This window comes from Hydrogenophaga sp. NFH-34 (assembly GCF_021401345.1).
Lineage (GTDB): Bacteria > Pseudomonadota > Gammaproteobacteria > Burkholderiales > Burkholderiaceae_C > Hydrogenophaga > Hydrogenophaga electricum.
The window spans coordinates 18,655-36,259 of the sequence record NZ_JACBGE010000029.1; the positions used below are offsets into that span (position 1 = coordinate 18,655).

The 17,605-nt window shown below is 69.0% G+C and carries 20 protein-coding genes; 16 read left to right on the plus strand and 4 right to left on the minus strand.

Annotated elements, in window-relative coordinates:
* The first annotated feature begins 25 nt into the window (after nt 1–25).
* Nucleotides 26–616 carry a malonic semialdehyde reductase gene (locus tag L0977_RS21950; protein WP_234267039.1) on the plus strand — a complete coding sequence of 197 codons (591 nt, stop codon included), beginning with the start codon at nt 26–28 and terminating at the stop codon, nt 614–616.
* Between the two features lie 34 nt (nt 617–650).
* Nucleotides 651–1,148, plus strand: coding sequence for an NADH-dependent FMN reductase RutF (gene rutF / locus L0977_RS21955; RefSeq protein WP_234267041.1), 498 nt, complete (start codon nt 651–653; stop codon nt 1,146–1,148).
* On the opposite strand, the gene rutR is transcribed toward rutF, so the two are convergent.
* Entirely contained in the window at nt 1,127–1,915 is a 789-nt protein-coding gene (gene rutR / locus L0977_RS21960) for an HTH-type transcriptional regulator RutR (RefSeq protein WP_234267042.1), read from the minus strand. The two genes, rutF and rutR, sit on opposite strands and share 22 nt — an antisense overlap.
* A gap of 236 nt (nt 1,916–2,151) precedes the next feature.
* Here rutR and L0977_RS21965 point away from each other — a divergent pair, with 236 nt between their 5' ends.
* The 7 genes from L0977_RS21965 to L0977_RS21995 all read left to right on the plus strand — a co-directional run bounded on the left by L0977_RS21965 (nt 2,152) and on the right by L0977_RS21995 (nt 9,085).
* The gene (locus tag L0977_RS21965; RefSeq protein ID WP_234267043.1) at nt 2,152–3,159 is read left to right on the plus strand and encodes an isopenicillin N synthase family dioxygenase; all 1,008 of its coding nucleotides are present in this window, start codon (nt 2,152–2,154) and stop codon (nt 3,157–3,159) included.
* Between the two features lie 13 nt (nt 3,160–3,172).
* Nucleotides 3,173–3,562 carry a VOC family protein gene (locus L0977_RS21970; RefSeq protein ID WP_234267044.1) on the plus strand — a complete coding sequence of 130 codons (390 nt, stop codon included), beginning with the start codon at nt 3,173–3,175 and terminating at the stop codon, nt 3,560–3,562.
* A 103-nt stretch (nt 3,563–3,665) separates the two neighbouring features.
* Nucleotides 3,666–4,757: a BMP family ABC transporter substrate-binding protein gene (locus tag L0977_RS21975; protein WP_442786662.1), complete on the plus strand. Its 1,092-nt coding sequence runs from the start codon at nt 3,666–3,668 to the stop codon at nt 4,755–4,757.
* A gap of 94 nt (nt 4,758–4,851) precedes the next feature.
* Nucleotides 4,852–6,375 carry an ABC transporter ATP-binding protein gene (locus L0977_RS21980; RefSeq protein ID WP_234267045.1) on the plus strand — a complete coding sequence of 508 codons (1,524 nt, stop codon included), beginning with the start codon at nt 4,852–4,854 and terminating at the stop codon, nt 6,373–6,375.
* Nucleotides 6,368–7,477, plus strand: coding sequence for an ABC transporter permease (locus L0977_RS21985; protein WP_234267046.1), 1,110 nt, complete (start codon nt 6,368–6,370; stop codon nt 7,475–7,477). Before L0977_RS21980 ends, L0977_RS21985 begins: the two co-directional genes overlap by 8 nt.
* Nucleotides 7,478–7,484: 7 nt before the next feature.
* A complete protein-coding gene (locus tag L0977_RS21990; protein ID WP_234267048.1) occupies nt 7,485–8,414 on the plus strand; it encodes an ABC transporter permease in 930 nt (309 codons plus the stop codon).
* Entirely contained in the window at nt 8,411–9,085 is a 675-nt protein-coding gene (locus L0977_RS21995; protein WP_234267049.1) for a cysteine hydrolase family protein, read from the plus strand. Before L0977_RS21990 ends, L0977_RS21995 begins: the two co-directional genes overlap by 4 nt.
* A gap of 25 nt (nt 9,086–9,110) precedes the next feature.
* On the opposite strand, the gene ybeY is transcribed toward L0977_RS21995, so the two are convergent.
* Genes ybeY through L0977_RS22010 form a run of 3 tightly spaced genes read right to left on the minus strand, consistent with a single transcriptional unit; the run spans nt 9,111 to nt 11,006 of the window.
* Nucleotides 9,111–9,566: an rRNA maturation RNase YbeY gene (gene ybeY, locus L0977_RS22000; protein ID WP_234267050.1), complete on the minus strand. Its 456-nt coding sequence runs from the start codon at nt 9,564–9,566 to the stop codon at nt 9,111–9,113.
* 22 nt (nt 9,567–9,588) lie between these two features.
* The gene (locus tag L0977_RS22005; protein ID WP_234267051.1) at nt 9,589–10,011 is read right to left on the minus strand and encodes an MliC family protein; all 423 of its coding nucleotides are present in this window, start codon (nt 10,009–10,011) and stop codon (nt 9,589–9,591) included.
* The gene (locus tag L0977_RS22010) at nt 10,008–11,006 is read right to left on the minus strand and encodes a PhoH family protein (RefSeq protein WP_234267052.1); all 999 of its coding nucleotides are present in this window, start codon (nt 11,004–11,006) and stop codon (nt 10,008–10,010) included. Before L0977_RS22010 ends, L0977_RS22005 begins: the two co-directional genes overlap by 4 nt.
* Nucleotides 11,007–11,043: 37 nt before the next feature.
* Between L0977_RS22010 and ruvA the strand changes: the two genes are divergently transcribed.
* The 7 genes from ruvA to ruvB all read left to right on the plus strand — a co-directional run bounded on the left by ruvA (nt 11,044) and on the right by ruvB (nt 17,565).
* Entirely contained in the window at nt 11,044–11,622 is a 579-nt protein-coding gene (gene ruvA / locus L0977_RS22015; RefSeq protein ID WP_234267053.1) for a Holliday junction branch migration protein RuvA, read from the plus strand.
* Nucleotides 11,623–11,701: 79 nt separating this feature from the next.
* Nucleotides 11,702–12,631: a hypothetical protein gene (locus L0977_RS22020; RefSeq protein WP_234267054.1), complete on the plus strand. Its 930-nt coding sequence runs from the start codon at nt 11,702–11,704 to the stop codon at nt 12,629–12,631.
* On the plus strand, nt 12,628–13,605 hold the full coding sequence (locus L0977_RS22025) for a Bug family tripartite tricarboxylate transporter substrate binding protein (protein ID WP_234267055.1): 978 nt from the start codon (nt 12,628–12,630) through the stop codon (nt 13,603–13,605). The genes L0977_RS22020 and L0977_RS22025 overlap by 4 nt, the downstream gene beginning before the upstream one ends.
* An 83-nt stretch (nt 13,606–13,688) precedes the next feature.
* Nucleotides 13,689–14,582 (plus strand): LysR family transcriptional regulator, encoded by an 894-nt coding sequence (locus L0977_RS22030; RefSeq protein WP_234267056.1) that lies wholly within the window; start codon nt 13,689–13,691, stop codon nt 14,580–14,582.
* 111 nt (nt 14,583–14,693) lie between these two features.
* Nucleotides 14,694–15,413 (plus strand): class II aldolase/adducin family protein, encoded by a 720-nt coding sequence (locus L0977_RS22035; protein ID WP_234267057.1) that lies wholly within the window; start codon nt 14,694–14,696, stop codon nt 15,411–15,413.
* Between the two features lie 47 nt (nt 15,414–15,460).
* On the plus strand, nt 15,461–16,429 hold the full coding sequence (locus L0977_RS22040) for a Bug family tripartite tricarboxylate transporter substrate binding protein (RefSeq protein ID WP_234267058.1): 969 nt from the start codon (nt 15,461–15,463) through the stop codon (nt 16,427–16,429).
* Nucleotides 16,430–16,509: 80 nt separating this feature from the next.
* Nucleotides 16,510–17,565, plus strand: coding sequence for a Holliday junction branch migration DNA helicase RuvB (gene ruvB, locus L0977_RS22045; RefSeq protein WP_234267086.1), 1,056 nt, complete (start codon nt 16,510–16,512; stop codon nt 17,563–17,565).
* The last annotated feature ends 40 nt before the right edge of the window (nt 17,566–17,605 follow it).

Consider the following 17,605-nt stretch of genomic DNA (forward strand, 5'->3'; position numbering starts at 1 on the left):
CAGTGAGAAACACGGAGATTTTTCAATGAGCCATCTGCTCGATCCGGCCGCGCTGGCGGCCCTGTTCACCGAAGCCCGTTCCCACAATGGCTGGACCGACGAGCCCGTGTCCGACGATCTGCTGCGGCAGGTCTACGAACTGACGCGCATGGGGCCGACCTCGGCCAACTGCTCGCCCGGCCGCTTCGTGTTCGTGCGCAGTGCCGAGGCCAAACGCAAGCTGGCGCCGGCCCTGTCCAAAGGCAATCTCGACAAGACCCTGGCTGCCCCGGTGACGGTGATCGCGGCCTGGGACACGCAGTTCCACGACAAGCTGCCCCAGCTCTTTCCGCACGTGGATGCGCGCGGCTGGTTCACCGGCAGCCCGGCCGTGGCGCACGAAACCGCGTTTCGCAACGCCACGCTGCAGGCGGGCTACCTGATCCTGGCGGCGCGCGCGCTCGGGCTCGACGCCGGGCCCCTGTCGGGCTTCGACAAGGCGCTGGTGGACGAGGCGTTTTTCGCGGGCACCTCGTGGACCAGCAACTTCCTCATCAACCTCGGGCATGGCGACGCGAGCAAGCTGTTCGGGCGCCTGCCGCGGCTCTCGGTCGACGAAGCCTGCCGCTTCGACTGAAGGCGCGCATTCCCTCCAGGACACAGAGATTCGTATGGCACCGATCATGAACGTACAGCGCAGCGACTACCGCGACGCGATGGCACGCCTAGGGGCGGCTGTGAGCGTCGTCGCCACCGACGGCCCGGGCGGGCAGGCCGGCTTCACCGCGTCGGCCGTGTGCAGCGTGACCGACGACCCGCCCACGTTGCTGGTCTGCCTGAACCGCTCGGCCTCGGTGTACCCGGTGTTCGAGGCCAACGGGGTGCTCTGCGTCAACGTGCTCGCCGCCGGGCAGCAGGCCCTGTCGAACCTGTTCGGTGGCAAGACCCCGATGCCCGAGCGGTTCGCTGCGGCCCGCTGGAGCCTGCTCGTCACCGGGGCGCCGGTGCTCGAAGGTGCCACGGTGTCGTTCGACTGCCGGGTGACCCGGCGCACCGAGGTGGGTTCGCACGACGTGCTGTTCTGCGAGGCCGTCGCCATCCGTGGCAGCGACAAGGCGCAGGGCCTGGTCTACTTCGACCGCCGCTATCACGACCTGCTGGCGGCCTGATCCTGCCCCGGTGCGCGGGCGATGCCATCGAGCACGATGGCCTGCACGTTGCGCACCGTTTCTTCGAAGAACTCGGGGTCGTCCAGCGTGCGGCCGGAAACGGCCTGCACCTGGACCGCAAAATCCGCGTAGTGCTGCGTGATGGCCCACAGCGCGAACACCAGATGGTGGGGCTCGACGGGTGACAGCGCGCCGGCCTCGATCCACGCCCGGATCACGCCCGACTTGCGCTCCACCAGCTCGCGCAGTTCGTGCGCCAGCTCGTCTTGCAGCAGCGGCGCCCCTTGCACCATTTCCAGACAGAACAGCCGCGAGGCATCGGGCCGGTCGCGCGAGAGCATCAGCTTGTTGCGGATGTAGCCGGCAATGGCTTCGCGCGGATCCTGCTCGGCGCTGAACCCGCGCAGCGGGGTCAGCCACAGGTCCAGCAGATCGCGCAGCACCGACACGTACAGCTCTTCCTTGCTGGCGTAGTAATAGAGCAGGTTGCTCTTGGACACCTTGGCGCGCGCCGCGACCTGATCGACCGTCGTGCCGTGCAGCCCGTAGCGCGAGAACAGGCCGAGTGCCGCCCCCAGGATCGTGCTGCGCTTGTCTTCGAGCTGGCGCTGGCGCCGGCCTGTCGGGTTGGCCGTGGCGGGGCGCGGGCTGCGCGTGCGTTCGGTCCGGCCGCCCGCCGCTTTCTGGCCGCTGGCGGGCAGCGGGGCGCGGGCGCTTTTGCGGGATGCGGTGGGCGCGGTGCGGGTGGGCGACGACGGTGCAGGCATGGCAAAAATTCCTCCCGGGTGTGGTGCTGTCGGTGCGTGCCGTGGCATGTTGACCCGACATGATGCAGGAAGTGTGCACGGCCGTCGCACCATGGCTGCGCACGCTTGCACCAGCGCTGCGCGCAGGCAGGTCGAAATCATCGAAATCAGAAATTTGTCCAACTGGTCCAGTTGGCATGGACGTTGCAACGTACCGGTCATCTTCGACCTGTTGCCCCATTCTGGAGTCGCTTGCCATGCCCGCCCTCAATGTTCCCGTCATCGACCTGCAGCCCTGGTTTTCCGGCACGCCGGAAGGCAAGGCAGAGGTTGCCCGCGCCGTGGACGATGCCTGCCGCGGCATCGGTTTCCTGGTCATCAAGAACCACCAGATCGACCCGGTGCTGATCCAGCGCGTGACCGAGGCTTCGAACGCCTTCTTCTCGCTGCCGCTGGCGGCCAAGCGCAAGGTCGACCGCCCGCGTGACGATGCCGTGCGCGGCTACAGCGCGGTGGGGGAAGAGGGGCTTTCCTACAGCCTCGAAGAAGCGGCGCCAGGCGATCTGAAAGAGTCCTACTCCATCGGCCCGAGCAACGTGCCCGACGACGACTACCACCGGGGGCCGGCGGCGGGCGCGCATTTCGAGCCCAACCTGTGGCCTGAAGAGATTCCGGACTTCAAGGCCGCTTACGAAAGCTACTTTGCCGCCATGAGCGACCTGGCGCGCGAGCTCATGCGCATGTTCGCTGTGGGGCTGGGTCTGCCCGAGCGGTTCTTCGACGACAAGCTCGACGAACACATCAGCATGTTCCGCGTGCTGAGCTATCCGGCGCAGACGGAAGCGCCGCAGCCCGGCCAGATGCGGGCCGGCGCCCACAGCGACTACGGCAGCCTCACCATCGTCATGCCCGACGGCCCGGGCCTGCAGGTCTTCAACAAGGCCGGCCAGTGGGTGGACGTGCCCTACATGCCCGGCACCTACGCGGTGAACATCGGCGACCTGATGATGCAGTGGACCAACGACCAGTGGGTCTCGACCCTGCACCGCGTGGTCAACCCGCCGCTCGAAAGCGCCGTGCTGAACAAGCGCCGCCAGTCGCTGGTGTTCTTCCACCAGCCCAACTACGACGCGATGATCGAATGCCTGCCGGTCTGCCTGGCCGAAGGCGAGCAGCCCCAGTACGCGCCCATCAGCTCGGGCGACCACCTCACCGCCAAGTTCGTCAAGCAGACGACCTTCGGTGGGACCAAGGCCGCGGTCTGAAGGAGACGTGCGCGTGGCTCACCTTTCCTATGTCAACGTCTTCGCCAAGGACGTCGTGGCGCTGTCCGGCTTCTACCAGCGCGTGTTCGGTTTTCCCGAGATCGAGGCCATCCGCTCGCCCATCTTTCGCGGGCTCGATACCGGCAAGTCCAGCCTGGGCTTCAACGCGCTCGACGCCTACGAACTGCTGCACCTGTCCGAGTTCTCCGACACGCGCGGCGTGAAGTTCCTGCTGAACATCGATGTCGACAGCCAGGCCGACGTCGACCGCATGGTGCCGGTGGCTGTCGAGGCGGGCGCGACGCTGATCAAGCCGCCCTACGTCACCTACTACAACTGGTACCAGTCCGTCTTGCTGGACCCCGAGGGCAACGTCTTCCGCATCAATTTCATGATGGACTGAGCGTGTGCCCCTGGCATCGGAGTTCCCCCGATGCCTTCTCCCCCGGTGGGTTTCTCTTTCCGCTGTCTTCTTTTCTTCTGTTCGTGTTTGAAAGGTCTTGACCATGCTGCGCAAACTGCTTTCGATTTCTGCCGCCACGGCCGCCGCCGGCATGGCGGCCACCGCCACGCCCGCCCTGGCCGATGGCTTCACCCTGCCGGGCAAGCCGTCCATCGCGATGCTCTATTACGGCCCCAAGAACGACGGTGGCTGGACCCAGGCTTTTGACGAAGCCCGCGTCAAGATCGAGAAGGAACTCGGCGTAAAGATCAACTTCGTCGAGAACATCACGGAAGACGCCTCGGTGATCAAGCCGGCGGCCGAGCGCTTCATCTCGCGCGGTGCCAACATCGTCATCGGCACCGCCTTCGGCCATTCCGACGCCTTCAAGGATTTGGCCGCCAAGCATCCCAAGGTGGCCTTCCTGAACGCTTCGGGCACCACCAACGGCCCGAACCTCGAGTCCTTCTACGGCCGCACCTACGAAAGCCAGTACCTGTGCGGCATGGCCGCCGGCGCGGCCAGCAAGAACGGCAAGCTCGGCTTCGTGGCCGCCAACCCCTTCGGTGTGGTGAACTGGACCGTCAACGCCTTTGCGCTGGGCGCGCAGAAGATCAACCCCAACGCCACGGTCAACGTGATCTACACCGGCACCTGGAACGACCCGGTCAAGGAGCGCGCTGCTGCCTCGGCCCTGATCGACCAGGGCGCCGACGTGATCGGCCAGCACGTGGATTCGCCCACGCCGCAGATCGTGGCGCAGGAACGTGGTGTCTACGGCACCGGCCACCACCGCGATCTGCGCCAATTCGCGCCCAAGGCCACGCTGTGCTCCTCGGTCTGGGTCTGGGACAAGTTCCTCGTGACCGAACTCAAGAAGATCATCGCCGGCGGCTGGAAGCCGGCTCCCTATGGCGCCTTCATTCCGATGAGCGAAGGCGGCACCGACATCGCCGGCTTCGGCGCTGCCGTGCCGGCCGACAAGGTCAAGCTGATCCAGGCCGAGCGCGAGGCGCTGCTCAAGGGCAAGCAGATCTACGCCGGCCCGCTGGCCGACCGCGACGGCAAGGAGCGTGTGGCCGCTGGCCAGGTGCTGTCCGATGCCGACCTCTGGAAGATGGACTGGTTCGTCAAGGGTGTGGTGACGCAGAAATGACGACCCGGATGAGCGCCTTGCCGACGCAGGCCCGGCCCGCCAGCACTCCTTCCGGGGCGCGGCGGCCAGACACCGGGTGGAGCGCGGAGGCCCCATGACCCCGGCCCTCACCCTGCGGGACATCCGCAAGAGCTTCGACGGTTTTCTCGCGCTGGACAACGCCCACATCGCGGTGCGCTGGGGCGAAGTCCATGCGCTGCTGGGGGAGAACGGTGCCGGCAAGTCCTCGCTCATGAACATCGCCGCCGGGCTCTACAAGCCCGAGGCTGGCGAACTGCTGGTCAATCACAACCCGGTGCGCTTCAACGGCCCGCGCGACGCGGCCCGCGAGCACATCGGCATGGTGCACCAGCACTTCAAGCTGGTGCGGCCCTTCACGGTGGCGCAGAACATCCTGCTGAGCCTGCCCGAGCCGGCCGAGTCGCTGTCGCACCGGCAACGGCTGGCCGAAGTGGCCCGTCGCGTGCAGGCCCAGGCCGCGGCGCTGGGCTTTGCCATCGACCCGCAGGCGCGCATCGACCAGTTGTCCATCGCCGAACAGCAGCGGGTGGAAATCCTCAAGGTGCTGCTGGCGGGTGCCCGCATCCTCATCCTGGACGAGCCGACCGCCGTGCTCACCGACCAGGAAGCGGCCAGCCTGCTGACCACGGTGCGTGCGCTGGCGCGTGAAGGCGCCGCCGTGGTGCTGGTCACCCACAAGATGGCCGACGTCAAGGCCTATGCCGACCGCGTGACCGTGATGCGCGGCGGGCGCACGGTGGCCTCGGTCGATCCGGCCGAGACGCCGGTGGCCGAGCTGGTGCGCCTGACGGTGGGCGAAGGTGTGGACGACGGCGCGGTGGCTGCCCCCCGGCGTGCCGGAGAGCGCGCGGCGCCGATGTTGACGGTGCGCGAACTCGCGCTGGGCGCGCGCGGCGGCCACCGGCCGCTGGACGGCGTGAACCTGACCGTGCACGCTGGCGAGATCTACGGCATTGCCGGCGTGGGGGGCAACGGCCAGGGCGAACTGGCCGCCGCCATCATGGCCCTGTCGCGCGGTTTTGAGGGGGAACTGCGGCTGCAGGCGGTGAACCTGCTCTCGGTGCCGCCCGCGCAGCGGCGCCACCTGGGCATGGCGGCCATTCCGGCCGACCGCTACAGCCACGCGCTGGCCGGGGCGCTGTCGATCGCCGAGAACTTTGGCATCGGCCTGGTGCACGCGGGCCGTTACGGCTCCAGCCTCTGGCTGCGCAAACGCCGCATGGACGCCGAGACCCGCGACGCCGTGGCCGCCTTCGACGTGCAGGGCGTGCGCTCGGTGGCCCAGAAGGCGGCGCTGCTGTCGGGCGGCAACGCGCAGAAGCTGGTGCTGGCGCGCGAATTCAGCAAGCAGCCGCGGCTGGTGCTCGCCCACAGCCCGAGCCGGGGCCTGGACGTGCGGGCCGGTGCCGAGGTGCACGCGCGCCTGCGCGCGGCGCGCGACGCCGGTGCTGCGGTGCTGCTCATCAGCGAAGACCTCGACGAGGTGCTCCGGCTGGCCGACCGCGTGGGCGTGATGGCCCGGGGGCGCATCGTCGCCGAGTTCGAACAACCGGCCGATCGCCAAGCCATCGGCCAAGCCATGACGCACCATGACTGACGCCGTTTCCGGGGTGCCCGCACCCCGCCGTTTCGAACCCTTGTTCAGCCGCCGCTACACACTGGAAATCCGCCAGCAGATGGCCTGGCCGCAGCAGGCTGCGGTGCTGGCGCTGGCCGTGGTCGCGGGCCTGCTGATCTCGGGGGCCATCCTGGTGGGCGCGGGCGTGCCGGCGGGCGAACTCTTCCAGGAGTTCGTGGTCGCCACCGTCTTCGATGCCCAGAGCCTGCAGGCCGTGCTGTTCCAGGGCGCACCGATGATCATGGTCGGCCTGGCGGCGGCCATCGCGTTCCGTGCGCGCTACTGGAACCTGGGGCTGGAGGGCCAGATGATCTGGGGCGCGATCGGCGCCACCGCGCTCTCGGTCTACGATGTCGGGCCGCCCGGCCTGCGCCTGCTGCTGATGTTTGGCGTGGCGCTGGTGTGTGGCCTGCTCTGGTCGCTGCTGCCGGCGCTCTTGCGCCTGCGCTGGGGGGTGAACGAAATCATCGCCACCCTGATGCTCAACTACGTGGCCGGTAACTTCCTGCTGCACCTGCTGTACGGGGCCTGGAAAGATCCGGCCAGCGCCTTCCCGCACTCGCCGGCTTTCCAGCCGTTCGAGCGCCTGCCGGAACTGCTCGGTCCGTCGGGCGCGGCGCTCGGGATCGCGCTGGTCGCCATGCTGGGCGTGTGGTGGCTGGTGAACCTGAGCCGGGCGGGGCTGTACCTGCGCTTCGTCCAGGCCAGCCCGCCGGTGGCGCACGCGGTCGGTGTGCCGGTGACCCGCATGGTGCTGGTGGCCGTGCTGCTGTCGGGCGCGCTGGCGGGGGTGGCCGGCTTTCTTGTCACCTCCGGACAGGAGGGGCGGCTGACCCAGGCCTTCTATCACGGCTACGGCTTCTCGGGCATCCTGATCGCCTTCCTGGCGCGCAACCACCCCATTGCCGCCACCGTGGTGGCGCTGCTGATCGCCACGCTGTTCGTGGCCGGTCGCAGCCTGCAGGTGTTCTACCAGATCCCCTTTTCGATGGTGCAGCTGATCCAGGCCATCGTCGTCATCGGCGTCGCGTCGTCGGACTTCTTCATCCGCCACCGGCTGCGCCGCGTCTTGCCTTCGTGAGGTCCGCATGGAATTGATCGGTCACTGGATCGGCAGCATCCCCGATTTCGCCATTCCCTACGCTCTGGCTGCGCTGGGCCTGATCCTCACCGAGCGTGCGGGCGTGCTCTCGCTCGGGGCCGAAGGCTTCATGCTGATCGGTGCGCTCGCCGCCATCGGCGCGCAACTGGCCTTCGGGGCCACGGCGGTGTCGCTGGTGCTGGCCATGCTGGCGGCCAGTGCCGCGTCGGTGCTGTTCGCCATCATGGTGGTGTGGCTGCGCATGCACCAGGTGATCGCCGGGCTGGTGATGGTGTTTTTCTGCCAGGGGCTGTCGAGCCTGCTGGGCTCGGTGCTGGGGTGGACCAACATGCCCGTCACCTCGCAGGGCGCGGTCGCCCTGTGGCCGCTGTCCGAGCTGCCGGTGGTAGGCCGGCTGTTCGTGCAGAACCCGGTGGTGTTCCTCACGCCGTTCATCTTCCTCGCGGTGGTGGTGTTTCTGCAGCGCAGCGGGGCCGGGCTCAAGCTGCGCGCCGTGGGCGAAAACCCGCAGGCGGCCGATGCGGCCGGCATCCCGGTCGAGACCTACCGCTTTCTGGCCGTGGTGGCGGGTGCCGCGCTGGTGGGGTTGGCGGGGGCCTACATCTCGCTGCTGTCCACCAAGCTGTGGATCGCCGGCATGACGGGCGGGCGCGGCTGGATCGCGGTGGCGCTGGTGATCTTCGCGCGCTGGTCGCCCTGGAAGGCGCTGGCCGGCGCACTGCTGTTCGGCTGCATCGAGGCGCTGATCCCGCAACTGGCGGCGGCCGGCGTGAAGCTGCCGCAGTACTTCGTGCTGATGACGCCCTATGTGGTGACGCTGGGCGTCATGGTGTGGGTGGCCATGGGCCGCCAGCGTGGCGCCGACGCGCAACCCGGCGCGCTGGGTGAACCCTATGTCCGTGAGGAAAGACGATGAAGATCTGGGTCTACGACCAGCCCCGCGAGGTGGCGCGCGAAACGTTTGCCGACTACCTCGATCCGGCCACCACGGCCGTGATCTCGATCGACATGCACCGCGGCCACCTGGAGGACAGCCCCGACTGTCCCTGCCCGGCGCCGCGCGCGCGCGACGTGGTCGCTCCCATCGACGCCTTTCACCGCCGGGTGCGGGCGCGGGGCATGCCGGTGGTGCACGTGAAGTCGGTGCTGCGGCCGGGGGGCGAAGACGATCTCCAGGGCATTCCCGCTGCCTGGCGCCGCACCTTTCCACAACACGTGGGGCCGATCCCCAACGCCGACGCCCACGCGCTCGAAGGCAGCCGCTGGACCGAGTGGGTGACGGAGGTGCTGCCGCAGGACTGGCGGGTGGAGAACAAGCGCCGGCTCTCGGCCTTCTACCCGACCGATCTGGACTTCCTGCTGCGCAACCAGGGCATCCGCACCGTGGTGTTCGATGGCGGCTTCACCGACTGCTGCGTGCTCAACTCGGCCTTCGACGCCAACAACCACAACTACCGCGTGATCGTGCTGCGCGATCTGGTGCGCGGCACCGACGACCACCTCGAATCGGCGGCGTTGTCCATGGTGTCGCTGCACCTTGGGCTGGTGATGGACTCGGCCGAGTTGCTGGCCACCTGGCGCGGCTGAGGCCGGTGGCCGGCGACCGCGTGCTTCAGCGGTAGGGGTTCTTTACCCCGAGGCCGGCCAGGATCTGGATTTCGCGCGCTTCCATGGCTTCGGCATCGGCTTCGCCGGTTTCGTGGTCCCAGCCCTGCGCGTGCAGCGTGCCATGCACCAGCAGGTGCGCGTAGTGGTCGGCCAGGGAGCGTTTCTGTTCCTTCGCTTCGCGCGCCACCACCGGGGCGCACAGCACCAGGTCGGCCATCACCAGGGGTTCGGTGGCGTAGTCGAAGGTCAGCACGTTGGTGGCGTAGTCCTTGCCACGGTAATCGCGGTTCAGGGCCTGGCCTTCTTCGGCGTCGACGATGCGCACCGTGATTTCGGCGTCGGCTTCCAGCGCGTGCCGGATGCAGCGCACGACTTTGTGGCGGGCCAGCGCGGCGCGGTGCGGGGCCGGATCGGCCAACTGGCTGAATTGCAGGGAGAGGCTGAGGGCGGGCAGCGGCATGGCGTGGGGGCGTCGGGGCGGGTCAGGGCTGGCGCTGCGCGCGGCAGCCGCTCAGCAGGGTTCTTTCGGCGGCGGTGTGGTCGGCCGGCTGGATGGCCAGGAAACCCTCATCGCCCTTTGTGTACCAGCGCAGGCCCTGCTGTTCGTCCTGGTCGACGTACCGCACGCCCGATGCGGCCGGCCGGCTTTGCAGCACGGCAATGTGTCCCTGGTAGCGCATCGATGCGAACGACTCGCCCGCGGGCGGGTTGAGGTAGGACACGTCCAGCCGTGCGCCGCCTTCGCACAGGTAGCTCACGTCCTGCTGCTGTGCGGTGCCTGCGGGCTGGGGCGGGGCGGTGCCGCAACCGGCCAGCAGGGCCAGCAGGGCCAGCGTGGGGGCGGCGGTGGCCCTGCGGTGTGGGCGGCCGGGCAGGGGCGTGCGGCCCTGGTCGGGGGTGTTCATGCGGCGTCCTCGGGGGGGCTGCGCCGGGCGCGGCGCGGGGCGGCGGGGCCGGGCTCGGGGCCCTGGCCGCGCGCGTCGTAGGCGTCGACGATGCGCGCCACCAGCGGGTGGCGGACCACGTCGGCGCTGGTCAGGCGTGTGAAGGCCAGGCCCTGCACGCGCTTGAGCACGCGTTCGGCGTCGACCAGTCCGGACAGCTGGGTGCGCGGCAGGTCGATCTGGCTCACGTCGCCGGTGACCACGGCCTTGGAGCCGAAGCCGATGCGGGTGAGGAACATCTTCATCTGCTCGGGCGTGGTGTTCTGCGCCTCGTCGAGGATCACGAAGGCGTGGTTGAGCGTGCGCCCGCGCATGAAGGCCAGCGGCGCGATCTCGATCTGCTGGCGCTCGAAGGCCTTCTGCACCTTGTCGAAGCCCATCAGGTCGTACAGCGCGTCGTACAGCGGGCGCAGGTAGGGGTCGACCTTCTGGCCCAGGTCGCCGGGCAGGAAGCCGAGCTTTTCACCCGCTTCGACGGCCGGGCGCGTGAGCACGATCTTCTGCACCGCGCTGCGCTCCAGCGCGTCCACCGCGCAGGCCACGGCGAGGTAGGTCTTGCCGGTGCCGGCCGGGCCGATGCCGAAGGTGATGTCGTGGACCGCCATGTTCTCCAGGTAGCGCGCCTGGTTGGCCGTGCGCCCGCGCACCTCGCCACGCCGGGTCTGCATGGCGGGCGCGTCGTCGCTGCTGCTGGCGGGCAGGGCGGTGTCGCCCGCGAGCATGAGCTGCACCTGTTCCTCGGGAATCGGGCGCTTGGCCATTTCGTACAGCGCCTGGAGCACCTCCATGGCCTGCTGGGCCTTGGCCTTCGGGCCTTCGACGCGGAACTGCTCGAAGCGGTGCGCCACCTTGACCTGCAGCGCCGCTTCGATGCTGCGGATGTGGCGGTCCATCGGGCCGCACAGGTGGGCCATGCGTTCGTTGTCGGGCGGGGAAAAAGTGTGGCGGAGGATCAAAACGGATAATCCGGAGAACAGAACAACAGAGCTTGCAATGATAGGCAAACTGACCGGCACCCTGCTCGAGAAGAACCCGCCCCAGATCCTGATCGACTGCCACGGCGTGGGCTACGAGGTCGACGTGCCCATGAGCACGTTCTACAACCTGCCGGCCGTGGGCGAGCAGGTGGCGCTGCTGACGCACTTCGTGGTGCGCGAGGACGCGCAGATCCTCTACGGCTTCGGCTCGGCGGGCGAGCGCGAGGCGTTCCGGCAACTGGTCAAGATCAGCGGTGTCGGGCCGCGCACCGCGTTGTCGGTGCTGTCGGGCCTGAGCGTGGCCGAGCTGGCGCAGGCGGTCACGGCCCAGGAGGCCGGCCGCATCGTCAAGGTGCCGGGCATCGGCAAGAAGACGGCCGAGCGCCTGCTGCTCGAACTCAAGGGCAAGCTCGGGGCCGATCTGCCCGTGCCAGGCGCCGCGGCGCAGGTGGGCGACGCCGCCGGGGACATCCAGCAGGCGCTGATGGCGCTGGGCTACAGCGAAAAGGACGCGGCCGCCGCGCTCAAGGCCTTGCCGGCCGAGGTCGGGGTGAGCGAGGGCATCAAGCAGGCGCTCAAGGCGCTGGCTCGGTGATCGTGGTCCGGCTCCTGCTTCGAGCGGCCGGCCCTGCCAACCTGATGAGCGGGGGCCAGGCTGCATCCCGAACCATGACATGAACGTACGACTGTTCCAGAACTGCATCGAAGACCGCCACTTCGACGCCCTGATCCCGGGCTTCGAAGCGCTCGATTTCCGCCACAACCCCCGCCCCGAGTGGCGCGAGTTCCAGATCTTCGACGAGGTCTATGCGCAGGGGCTGCACCGGTCGGCGGACGTGGTGGGGGCGGTGTCCAGCCGTTTCTACGCCAAGGGCCTGATCGACGGACACGAGGTGCGCCGCTGGATCACCGCCAACCCCGGGTACGAGGTGTACGTCACCAACCCGCGGCCGCAGAACGTGTACCTGTGCTTCAACAACTTCGACCGCGGCCGCATCACGCACGAGGACAACGCCCTGGAGCAGCACTACCAGCAGGTGCTGGACCTGGCCGGGGTGGCGCTGGACATGCAGAGCGTGGGCCGCCAGCACCACGGCAACTACGGCATGTGCAGCTACTGGTTCGGCACGCCGGTGTTCTGGGAGCGCTTCATGAACGAGCTCGTGCTGCCGGTGACACGACTCTCCCGCCAGGAGCTGGGCAGCGAGCTGCACGACTTCCTCTACCAGCCCACGCCGTACTGGGGCGTTTCCGAGCACCGGGCGGGTGCGCTGCCGCACCTGCTGGAGCGGGCCACGTCGCTGTACATCAACGCGGCGTTTCCCGGCCGCGCGGCGCATTACCAGCGCACGCGCGAGCAGGTGCTGGCCTGCTGCCTGTATCCGTTCGAGCGCGACCTGGTCGAACAGTTCGGCGACCGGGTGGACGCGTGGGACGCGGCCGGCGAGTACGACGACGTGGCCATGAACTACTTCCGCCACGCCAACCAGCACGCCATGCAGGGCCGCAAGGCCTACATGCAGTGGTTGCCGCTCGACTTCGGGCACGGTGATCCGCGGCCCGGTTTCCCCTGGTACGCGCGCCTGCAGGGAGCGCTGTCATGAGCCCGCTGCGCAGCGCCTGGTGGCGGCGCATGGTCACCATCGCCCTGGGGCTGGGGACGGGCCTCGCCCTGGCGCAGACCTATCCGGCGCGGGAGGTGCGCCTGGTGGTGCCCTACAGCGCCGGCGGCAGCTCCGATGTGGTGGCGCGGGTGATCGGCGGGGAGCTGCAACGGCTCTGGAACAAGCCCGTGGTGGTGGAAAACAAGGCGGGGGCCTCGGGCAATATCGGCTCGATGGAGGTGGTGCGGGCTGCGCCCGACGGCTACACCCTGCTGGTGCAGAACGACACCATGCTCACCAACCTGGCCCTCCAGGGCAAGCTGCCCTACGACCACCAGAGCGACCTCACCCCCATCCTGCTGGTGGGCGTCACACCCTTGATGATCGTGGCGCATCCGGCCAGCGGCATCAACGACGTGGCGTCGCTGGTGGCCGCTTCGCGCCAGCGGGCCGGCGGCCTGAGCTATGGCTCCTGCGGCGTCGGCTCGCCGGCCCATTTCGTGATGGAGCTGTTTCGCCAGAAGACCCGGATCGAGCTGCAGCAGATCGGCTATCGGGGGTGTGCGCCGGCGGTGGTCGATGTGGTGAGCGGGCAGATTCCGGTGGCGGCGGTCAGTGCCAACCTGGTGCTGGCCCATGTGAAGTCCGGGCGCCTGCGGGCTGTGGGCGTGTCGTCGGCCCAGCGCTACGCCGCCTTGCCGGACGTGCCGACGCTCGCCGAGCAGGGCTTGCAGCCCTTCGACCTGTCGACCTGGAAGGCCCTGATGGGGCCGGCCCGCCTGCCCGACGCCGTGGTGCAGAAGATTGGCCAGGACGTGGGCCATCTGCTGAAGACGCCCAGCGTCATCGCCACGCTGGAACAGGCCGGGGTGGATATCCAGACCGGTGACGCCGCGGCGCTGGCCCGGGTCATCGAAGCCGACGCCACGCGCTACCGCGAACTGGCGGCGGCGGCCACTCTGCGGCCGAACTGAGCCGTGGCCGGGTTCCTGCCGCGGCGGTGCGAACCGGTCGCCCGTGCGGGACGGCCGGCCCCCGCTTCTGGCAAGCTCTGTGCATGAACTTTCGCCAACTGCGTTCTTTCGTCAAGGTCGTCGAGACCGGAAACATGACCCGTGCCGCGGCCGAACTGTGCCTGGCGCAGCCCGCGCTGGGCATGCAGGTGCGCCAGCTGGAGGAGGACCTGGGGGTCGCGTTGCTGCACCGGCATTCGCGCGGCGTGGAGCCGACGGAGGCCGGGCGGGTGCTGTATCTGCGTGCGCAGGACATCCTGGCCCAGGTGGAGTCGACGCGGCGCGAGGTCGCAGCCATCGCCCCGGACGCGGGTGAACCCATCCGGCTGGGCATGTCGCCGAGCCTGATTCTGGCGGTGGGCGCGGAACTGGCGGTCGAGGTGCGCGAGACGCTACCCCGGGTGCTGCTGACCCTGACCGAAGAAATGAGCCACGTGCTGGCCGAGCGCCTGCTGCGCGAAGAACTGGACGTGGTGCTCGCCTATGGCGTGCCGGAGCACGCCGCCATCGGGCGCGAGGCCTTGCGCGACGAGGACCTCGTGCTGGTGACCTTGCCCGAAGGCCAGGCGGGGGCACCCGTCTCGCTGGCAGAGGCGCTGGAATACCGCCTGGCCATTCCGGAGCGCCGCGATGTGGTCCGCGAAACGGTGATGCGGGCGGCCCAGGACCTGGGCATCGAGGTCCAGATCGCCTACGAGGTCCGGTCGATACCGGCCATCCGCGCGCTGGTGCTGCGCGGCGCGGCGGCCAGCATCCTGCCCCGCGCCTCCGTGGCCGACGATGTGCTGGCCGGCCGCCTCGATGCGCGGCCCGTGGTGGACCCGGTGCTGCGCCGGACGCTGTACCTGGCCTGGCCGCACAAGCGGCATCCGTCGCCCAGCGAGCTGGCGCTGCGGGAACGCATTCGCCAGGCGCTGCGGCGCCAGACCGGCAACTGAGGCGGCGCGCGCGGCCCAAAGCTTTTCTTTGGGCTGTCCGCAAAACAAAGTATTGGACGGGGGCGGGCGGCACCCGGTCCAATCGCCGGAGTTTTTCTCAGGAGACAAGACATGCCGCCCCCCCTGGACGACCTGTGCCGCGACCTCGCGCTGGCCAACCGGATCCTGTATGACCAGCAGATCGTCGACGGCCTGGGGCACGTCAGCGTGCGCCACCCGGACGATCCCGCTCTGTTCCTGCTGTCGGTCAACCGCGCGCCCGGGCTGGTCCGGCGCCAGGACATCACCACCTACCGGCTCGATGGCTCGGCGGTGGACCCGACCGCCCCGCGCCCATACCTGGAGCGCTTCATCCACGCCGAGCTGTACCGGGCCCGGCCCGATGTGATGTCCGTGGTGCATTCGCACTCGATGAGCGTGATCCCGTTCGCCTGCACCGCCACCCCGCTGCGCCCGATCTTCCACATGGCCGGCTTTCTGGGGGCGGGCGTGGCGCAGTTCGAGATCCGCGAGGCCGGCGGCAACACCGACATGCTCATCAGCAGCCCGTACCTGGGCCAGGCCCTGGCCCGCTCGCTGGGGGCCAACAGCTGTGTGCTGATGCGGGGCCACGGCTCCACCGTGGTGGGCGCGTCGCTGCAGCAGGCGGTCTACCGCGCGATCTACGCCGAGGCCAACGCCAAGCTGCAACTGGCGGCGCAGAACCTGGGCGAGCCGATGTTTCTGAACGCGGAGGAGGCGCAGCTGTCTTCGGACATGAACGACGGCCAGATCCCCCGGTCCTGGGCGCTGTGGGTGCAGCGCCTGGGCGCGGTCGACGTCGACGCCTGAGCCCCCCGGCAGTTTTCTTTTCCGACATACCAACGACAGGAGACCTCATGTCCTTCCAGCGATTTGCTTTGACCCTGGCCACCGTGGCCGCCTGTGCCGGCGCACAGGCCCAGACCGGCGGCTACCCGAACCGGGCCGTCCGGATCGTCGTCCCCTATGCGACCGGAGGCGGCTCGGACATCCTGGCGCGCCAGTTGGGGGCGAGCCTGCAGCAGATGTGGAAGCAGCCGGTGGTGGTCGAGAACAAGGCCGGTGCGGCGGGCAACATCGGCAGCCGCGAGGTGGTGCGCTCGCCCGCCGATGGCTACACGCTGCTGCTGCAGAACAGCACCATGGTGACGAACCTGGGGGTCAACGGCAAGCTGCCGTACGACGCGGAGAAGGACCTGACGCCCATCCTCCTGCTGGGCGTGACGCCCATCGGGCTGGCCGCCCACCCGTCGTTCAACATCAGCGACGTGAAGTCGCTGGTGGCCGCCGCGGCACAGCCGGGCAGCAGCCTGAGCTACGGCTCCTGCGGCATCGGCACGCCGCAGCACTTCGCGATGGAACTGCTCAAGCTGAAGGCCGGGGTCCAGGCGCTGCACATCGGCTACAAAGGCTGCGCGCCGGCCGTGGCCGACGTGCTGGGGGGCCAGATTCCGCTGGCCATCGTCAGCGCCAATCTGCTCACCCCGCACGCCCAGAGCGGTCGCCTGAAAGTGGTGGGGGTGTCGTCGGCGCAGCGCTACGAGGCCATGCCGCAGGTGCCCACTTTCGAGGAACAGGGGCTCAAGCCGTTCGACTTTTCGATCTGGTACGCCCTGATGGGCCCCGCCAACCTGCCGCCGGCGGTGGTGGACAAAGTGGCGGCCGACGTGCGCAAGGTGATGGCAGACCCGGCGGCGAAGAGCAACCTGTCCAACGCCGGGGTCGAGCCCCTGGTGCGCGACGCCGCCGCGCTGGCCCAGCTCATCCGGGAGGATTCGGCCCGCTACATCGAGCTGGCCAGGACGGCACGGATCCGGCCCGAGTGAGACGGGCCGCGGGGGGCTGGCGGGGCGGGGCCTCGCCTGTATAGTCCGGTGCTGCCTCCGTGCGCACAGAACCCGCTGCCGTGACCATCCAGACCGACGATTTCGCCCCCACGCCGCGCGTGGTGTCTGCCGCCGCCGTCTCCCCCAAGGAGGAGGCGATCGAGCGCGCCTTGCGGCCCAAACTGCTGGACGAATACGTGGGCCAGCAGAAGGTGCGCGAGCAGCTCGAAATCTTCATCGGCGCGGCCAAGAAGCGCAGCGAAGCGCTGGACCATGTGCTGCTGTTCGGCCCGCCGGGCTTGGGCAAGACCACGCTGAGCCACATCGTCGCGCAGGAACTCGGCGTCAACCTGCGCCAGACCAGCGGCCCGGTGCTGGAAAAGCCCAAGGATCTGGCGGCGCTGCTGACCAACCTCGAACCCAACGATGTGCTGTTCATCGACGAGATCCACCGGCTCTCGCCGGTGGTGGAAGAAATCCTTTACCCCGCGCTGGAGGACTACCAGATCGACATCATGATCGGCGAGGGGCCGGCGGCGCGCTCCATCAAGCTCGATCTGCAGCCCTTCACCCTGGTGGGCGCGACCACGCGCGCCGGCATGCTGACCAACCCGCTGCGCGACCGCTTCGGCATCGTGGCGCGGCTGGAGTTCTACACGCCGGCCGAGCTGCAGCGCATCGTCACGCGCAGTGCCGGGCTGCTGAACGCGCCCATCGACCCCGAAGGCGCGTTCGAGATCGCCCGCCGCAGTCGGGGCACGCCGCGCATCGCCAACCGCCTGCTGCGCCGCGTGCGCGACTATGCCGACGTCAAGGGCGATGGCCGCATCACCGCACCCATCGCCGGCAAGGCCCTGACGATGCTCGACGTCGACCCCGAAGGGTTCGACCTGATGGACCGCAAGCTGCTCGAAGCGGTGATCCACCGCTTCGACGGCGGCCCGGTGGGGCTGGACAACATCGCCGCCAGCATCGGTGAGGAGCGCGACACCATCGAGGACGTGATCGAGCCCTACCTCATTCAGCAGGGCTACCTGCAGCGCACGCCGCGCGGGCGCATCGCCACGCTGGCGGCTTACCGCCACCTCGGGGTGGCGCCGCCGCAGGGTGGCGCGCTGTTCCCGGAAGGCGCCTGAGGCAGACACGCGCAGGCGGAACCCGCATGCAGCCCGACCG

Coding starts and splice junctions, on each gene's coding strand:
- L0977_RS21950 (WP_234267039.1), top strand. CDS start 26: ATGAGCCATCTGCTCGATCCGGCCGCGCTGGCGGCCCTGTTCACCGAA.
- rutF (WP_234267041.1), top strand. CDS start 651: ATGGCACCGATCATGAACGTACAGCGCAGCGACTACCGCGACGCGATG.
- rutR (WP_234267042.1), bottom strand. CDS start 1,915: ATGCCTGCACCGTCGTCGCCCACCCGCACCGCGCCCACCGCATCCCGC.
- L0977_RS21965 (WP_234267043.1), top strand. CDS start 2,152: ATGCCCGCCCTCAATGTTCCCGTCATCGACCTGCAGCCCTGGTTTTCC.
- L0977_RS21975 (WP_442786662.1), top strand. CDS start 3,666: ATGCTGCGCAAACTGCTTTCGATTTCTGCCGCCACGGCCGCCGCCGGC.
- L0977_RS21980 (WP_234267045.1), top strand. CDS start 4,852: ATGACCCCGGCCCTCACCCTGCGGGACATCCGCAAGAGCTTCGACGGT.
- L0977_RS21985 (WP_234267046.1), top strand. CDS start 6,368: ATGACTGACGCCGTTTCCGGGGTGCCCGCACCCCGCCGTTTCGAACCC.
- L0977_RS21990 (WP_234267048.1), top strand. CDS start 7,485: ATGGAATTGATCGGTCACTGGATCGGCAGCATCCCCGATTTCGCCATT.
- L0977_RS21995 (WP_234267049.1), top strand. CDS start 8,411: ATGAAGATCTGGGTCTACGACCAGCCCCGCGAGGTGGCGCGCGAAACG.
- ybeY (WP_234267050.1), bottom strand. CDS start 9,566: ATGCCGCTGCCCGCCCTCAGCCTCTCCCTGCAATTCAGCCAGTTGGCC.
- L0977_RS22005 (WP_234267051.1), bottom strand. CDS start 10,011: ATGAACACCCCCGACCAGGGCCGCACGCCCCTGCCCGGCCGCCCACAC.
- ruvA (WP_234267053.1), top strand. CDS start 11,044: ATGATAGGCAAACTGACCGGCACCCTGCTCGAGAAGAACCCGCCCCAG.
- L0977_RS22020 (WP_234267054.1), top strand. CDS start 11,702: ATGAACGTACGACTGTTCCAGAACTGCATCGAAGACCGCCACTTCGAC.
- L0977_RS22025 (WP_234267055.1), top strand. CDS start 12,628: ATGAGCCCGCTGCGCAGCGCCTGGTGGCGGCGCATGGTCACCATCGCC.
- L0977_RS22030 (WP_234267056.1), top strand. CDS start 13,689: ATGAACTTTCGCCAACTGCGTTCTTTCGTCAAGGTCGTCGAGACCGGA.
- L0977_RS22035 (WP_234267057.1), top strand. CDS start 14,694: ATGCCGCCCCCCCTGGACGACCTGTGCCGCGACCTCGCGCTGGCCAAC.
- L0977_RS22040 (WP_234267058.1), top strand. CDS start 15,461: ATGTCCTTCCAGCGATTTGCTTTGACCCTGGCCACCGTGGCCGCCTGT.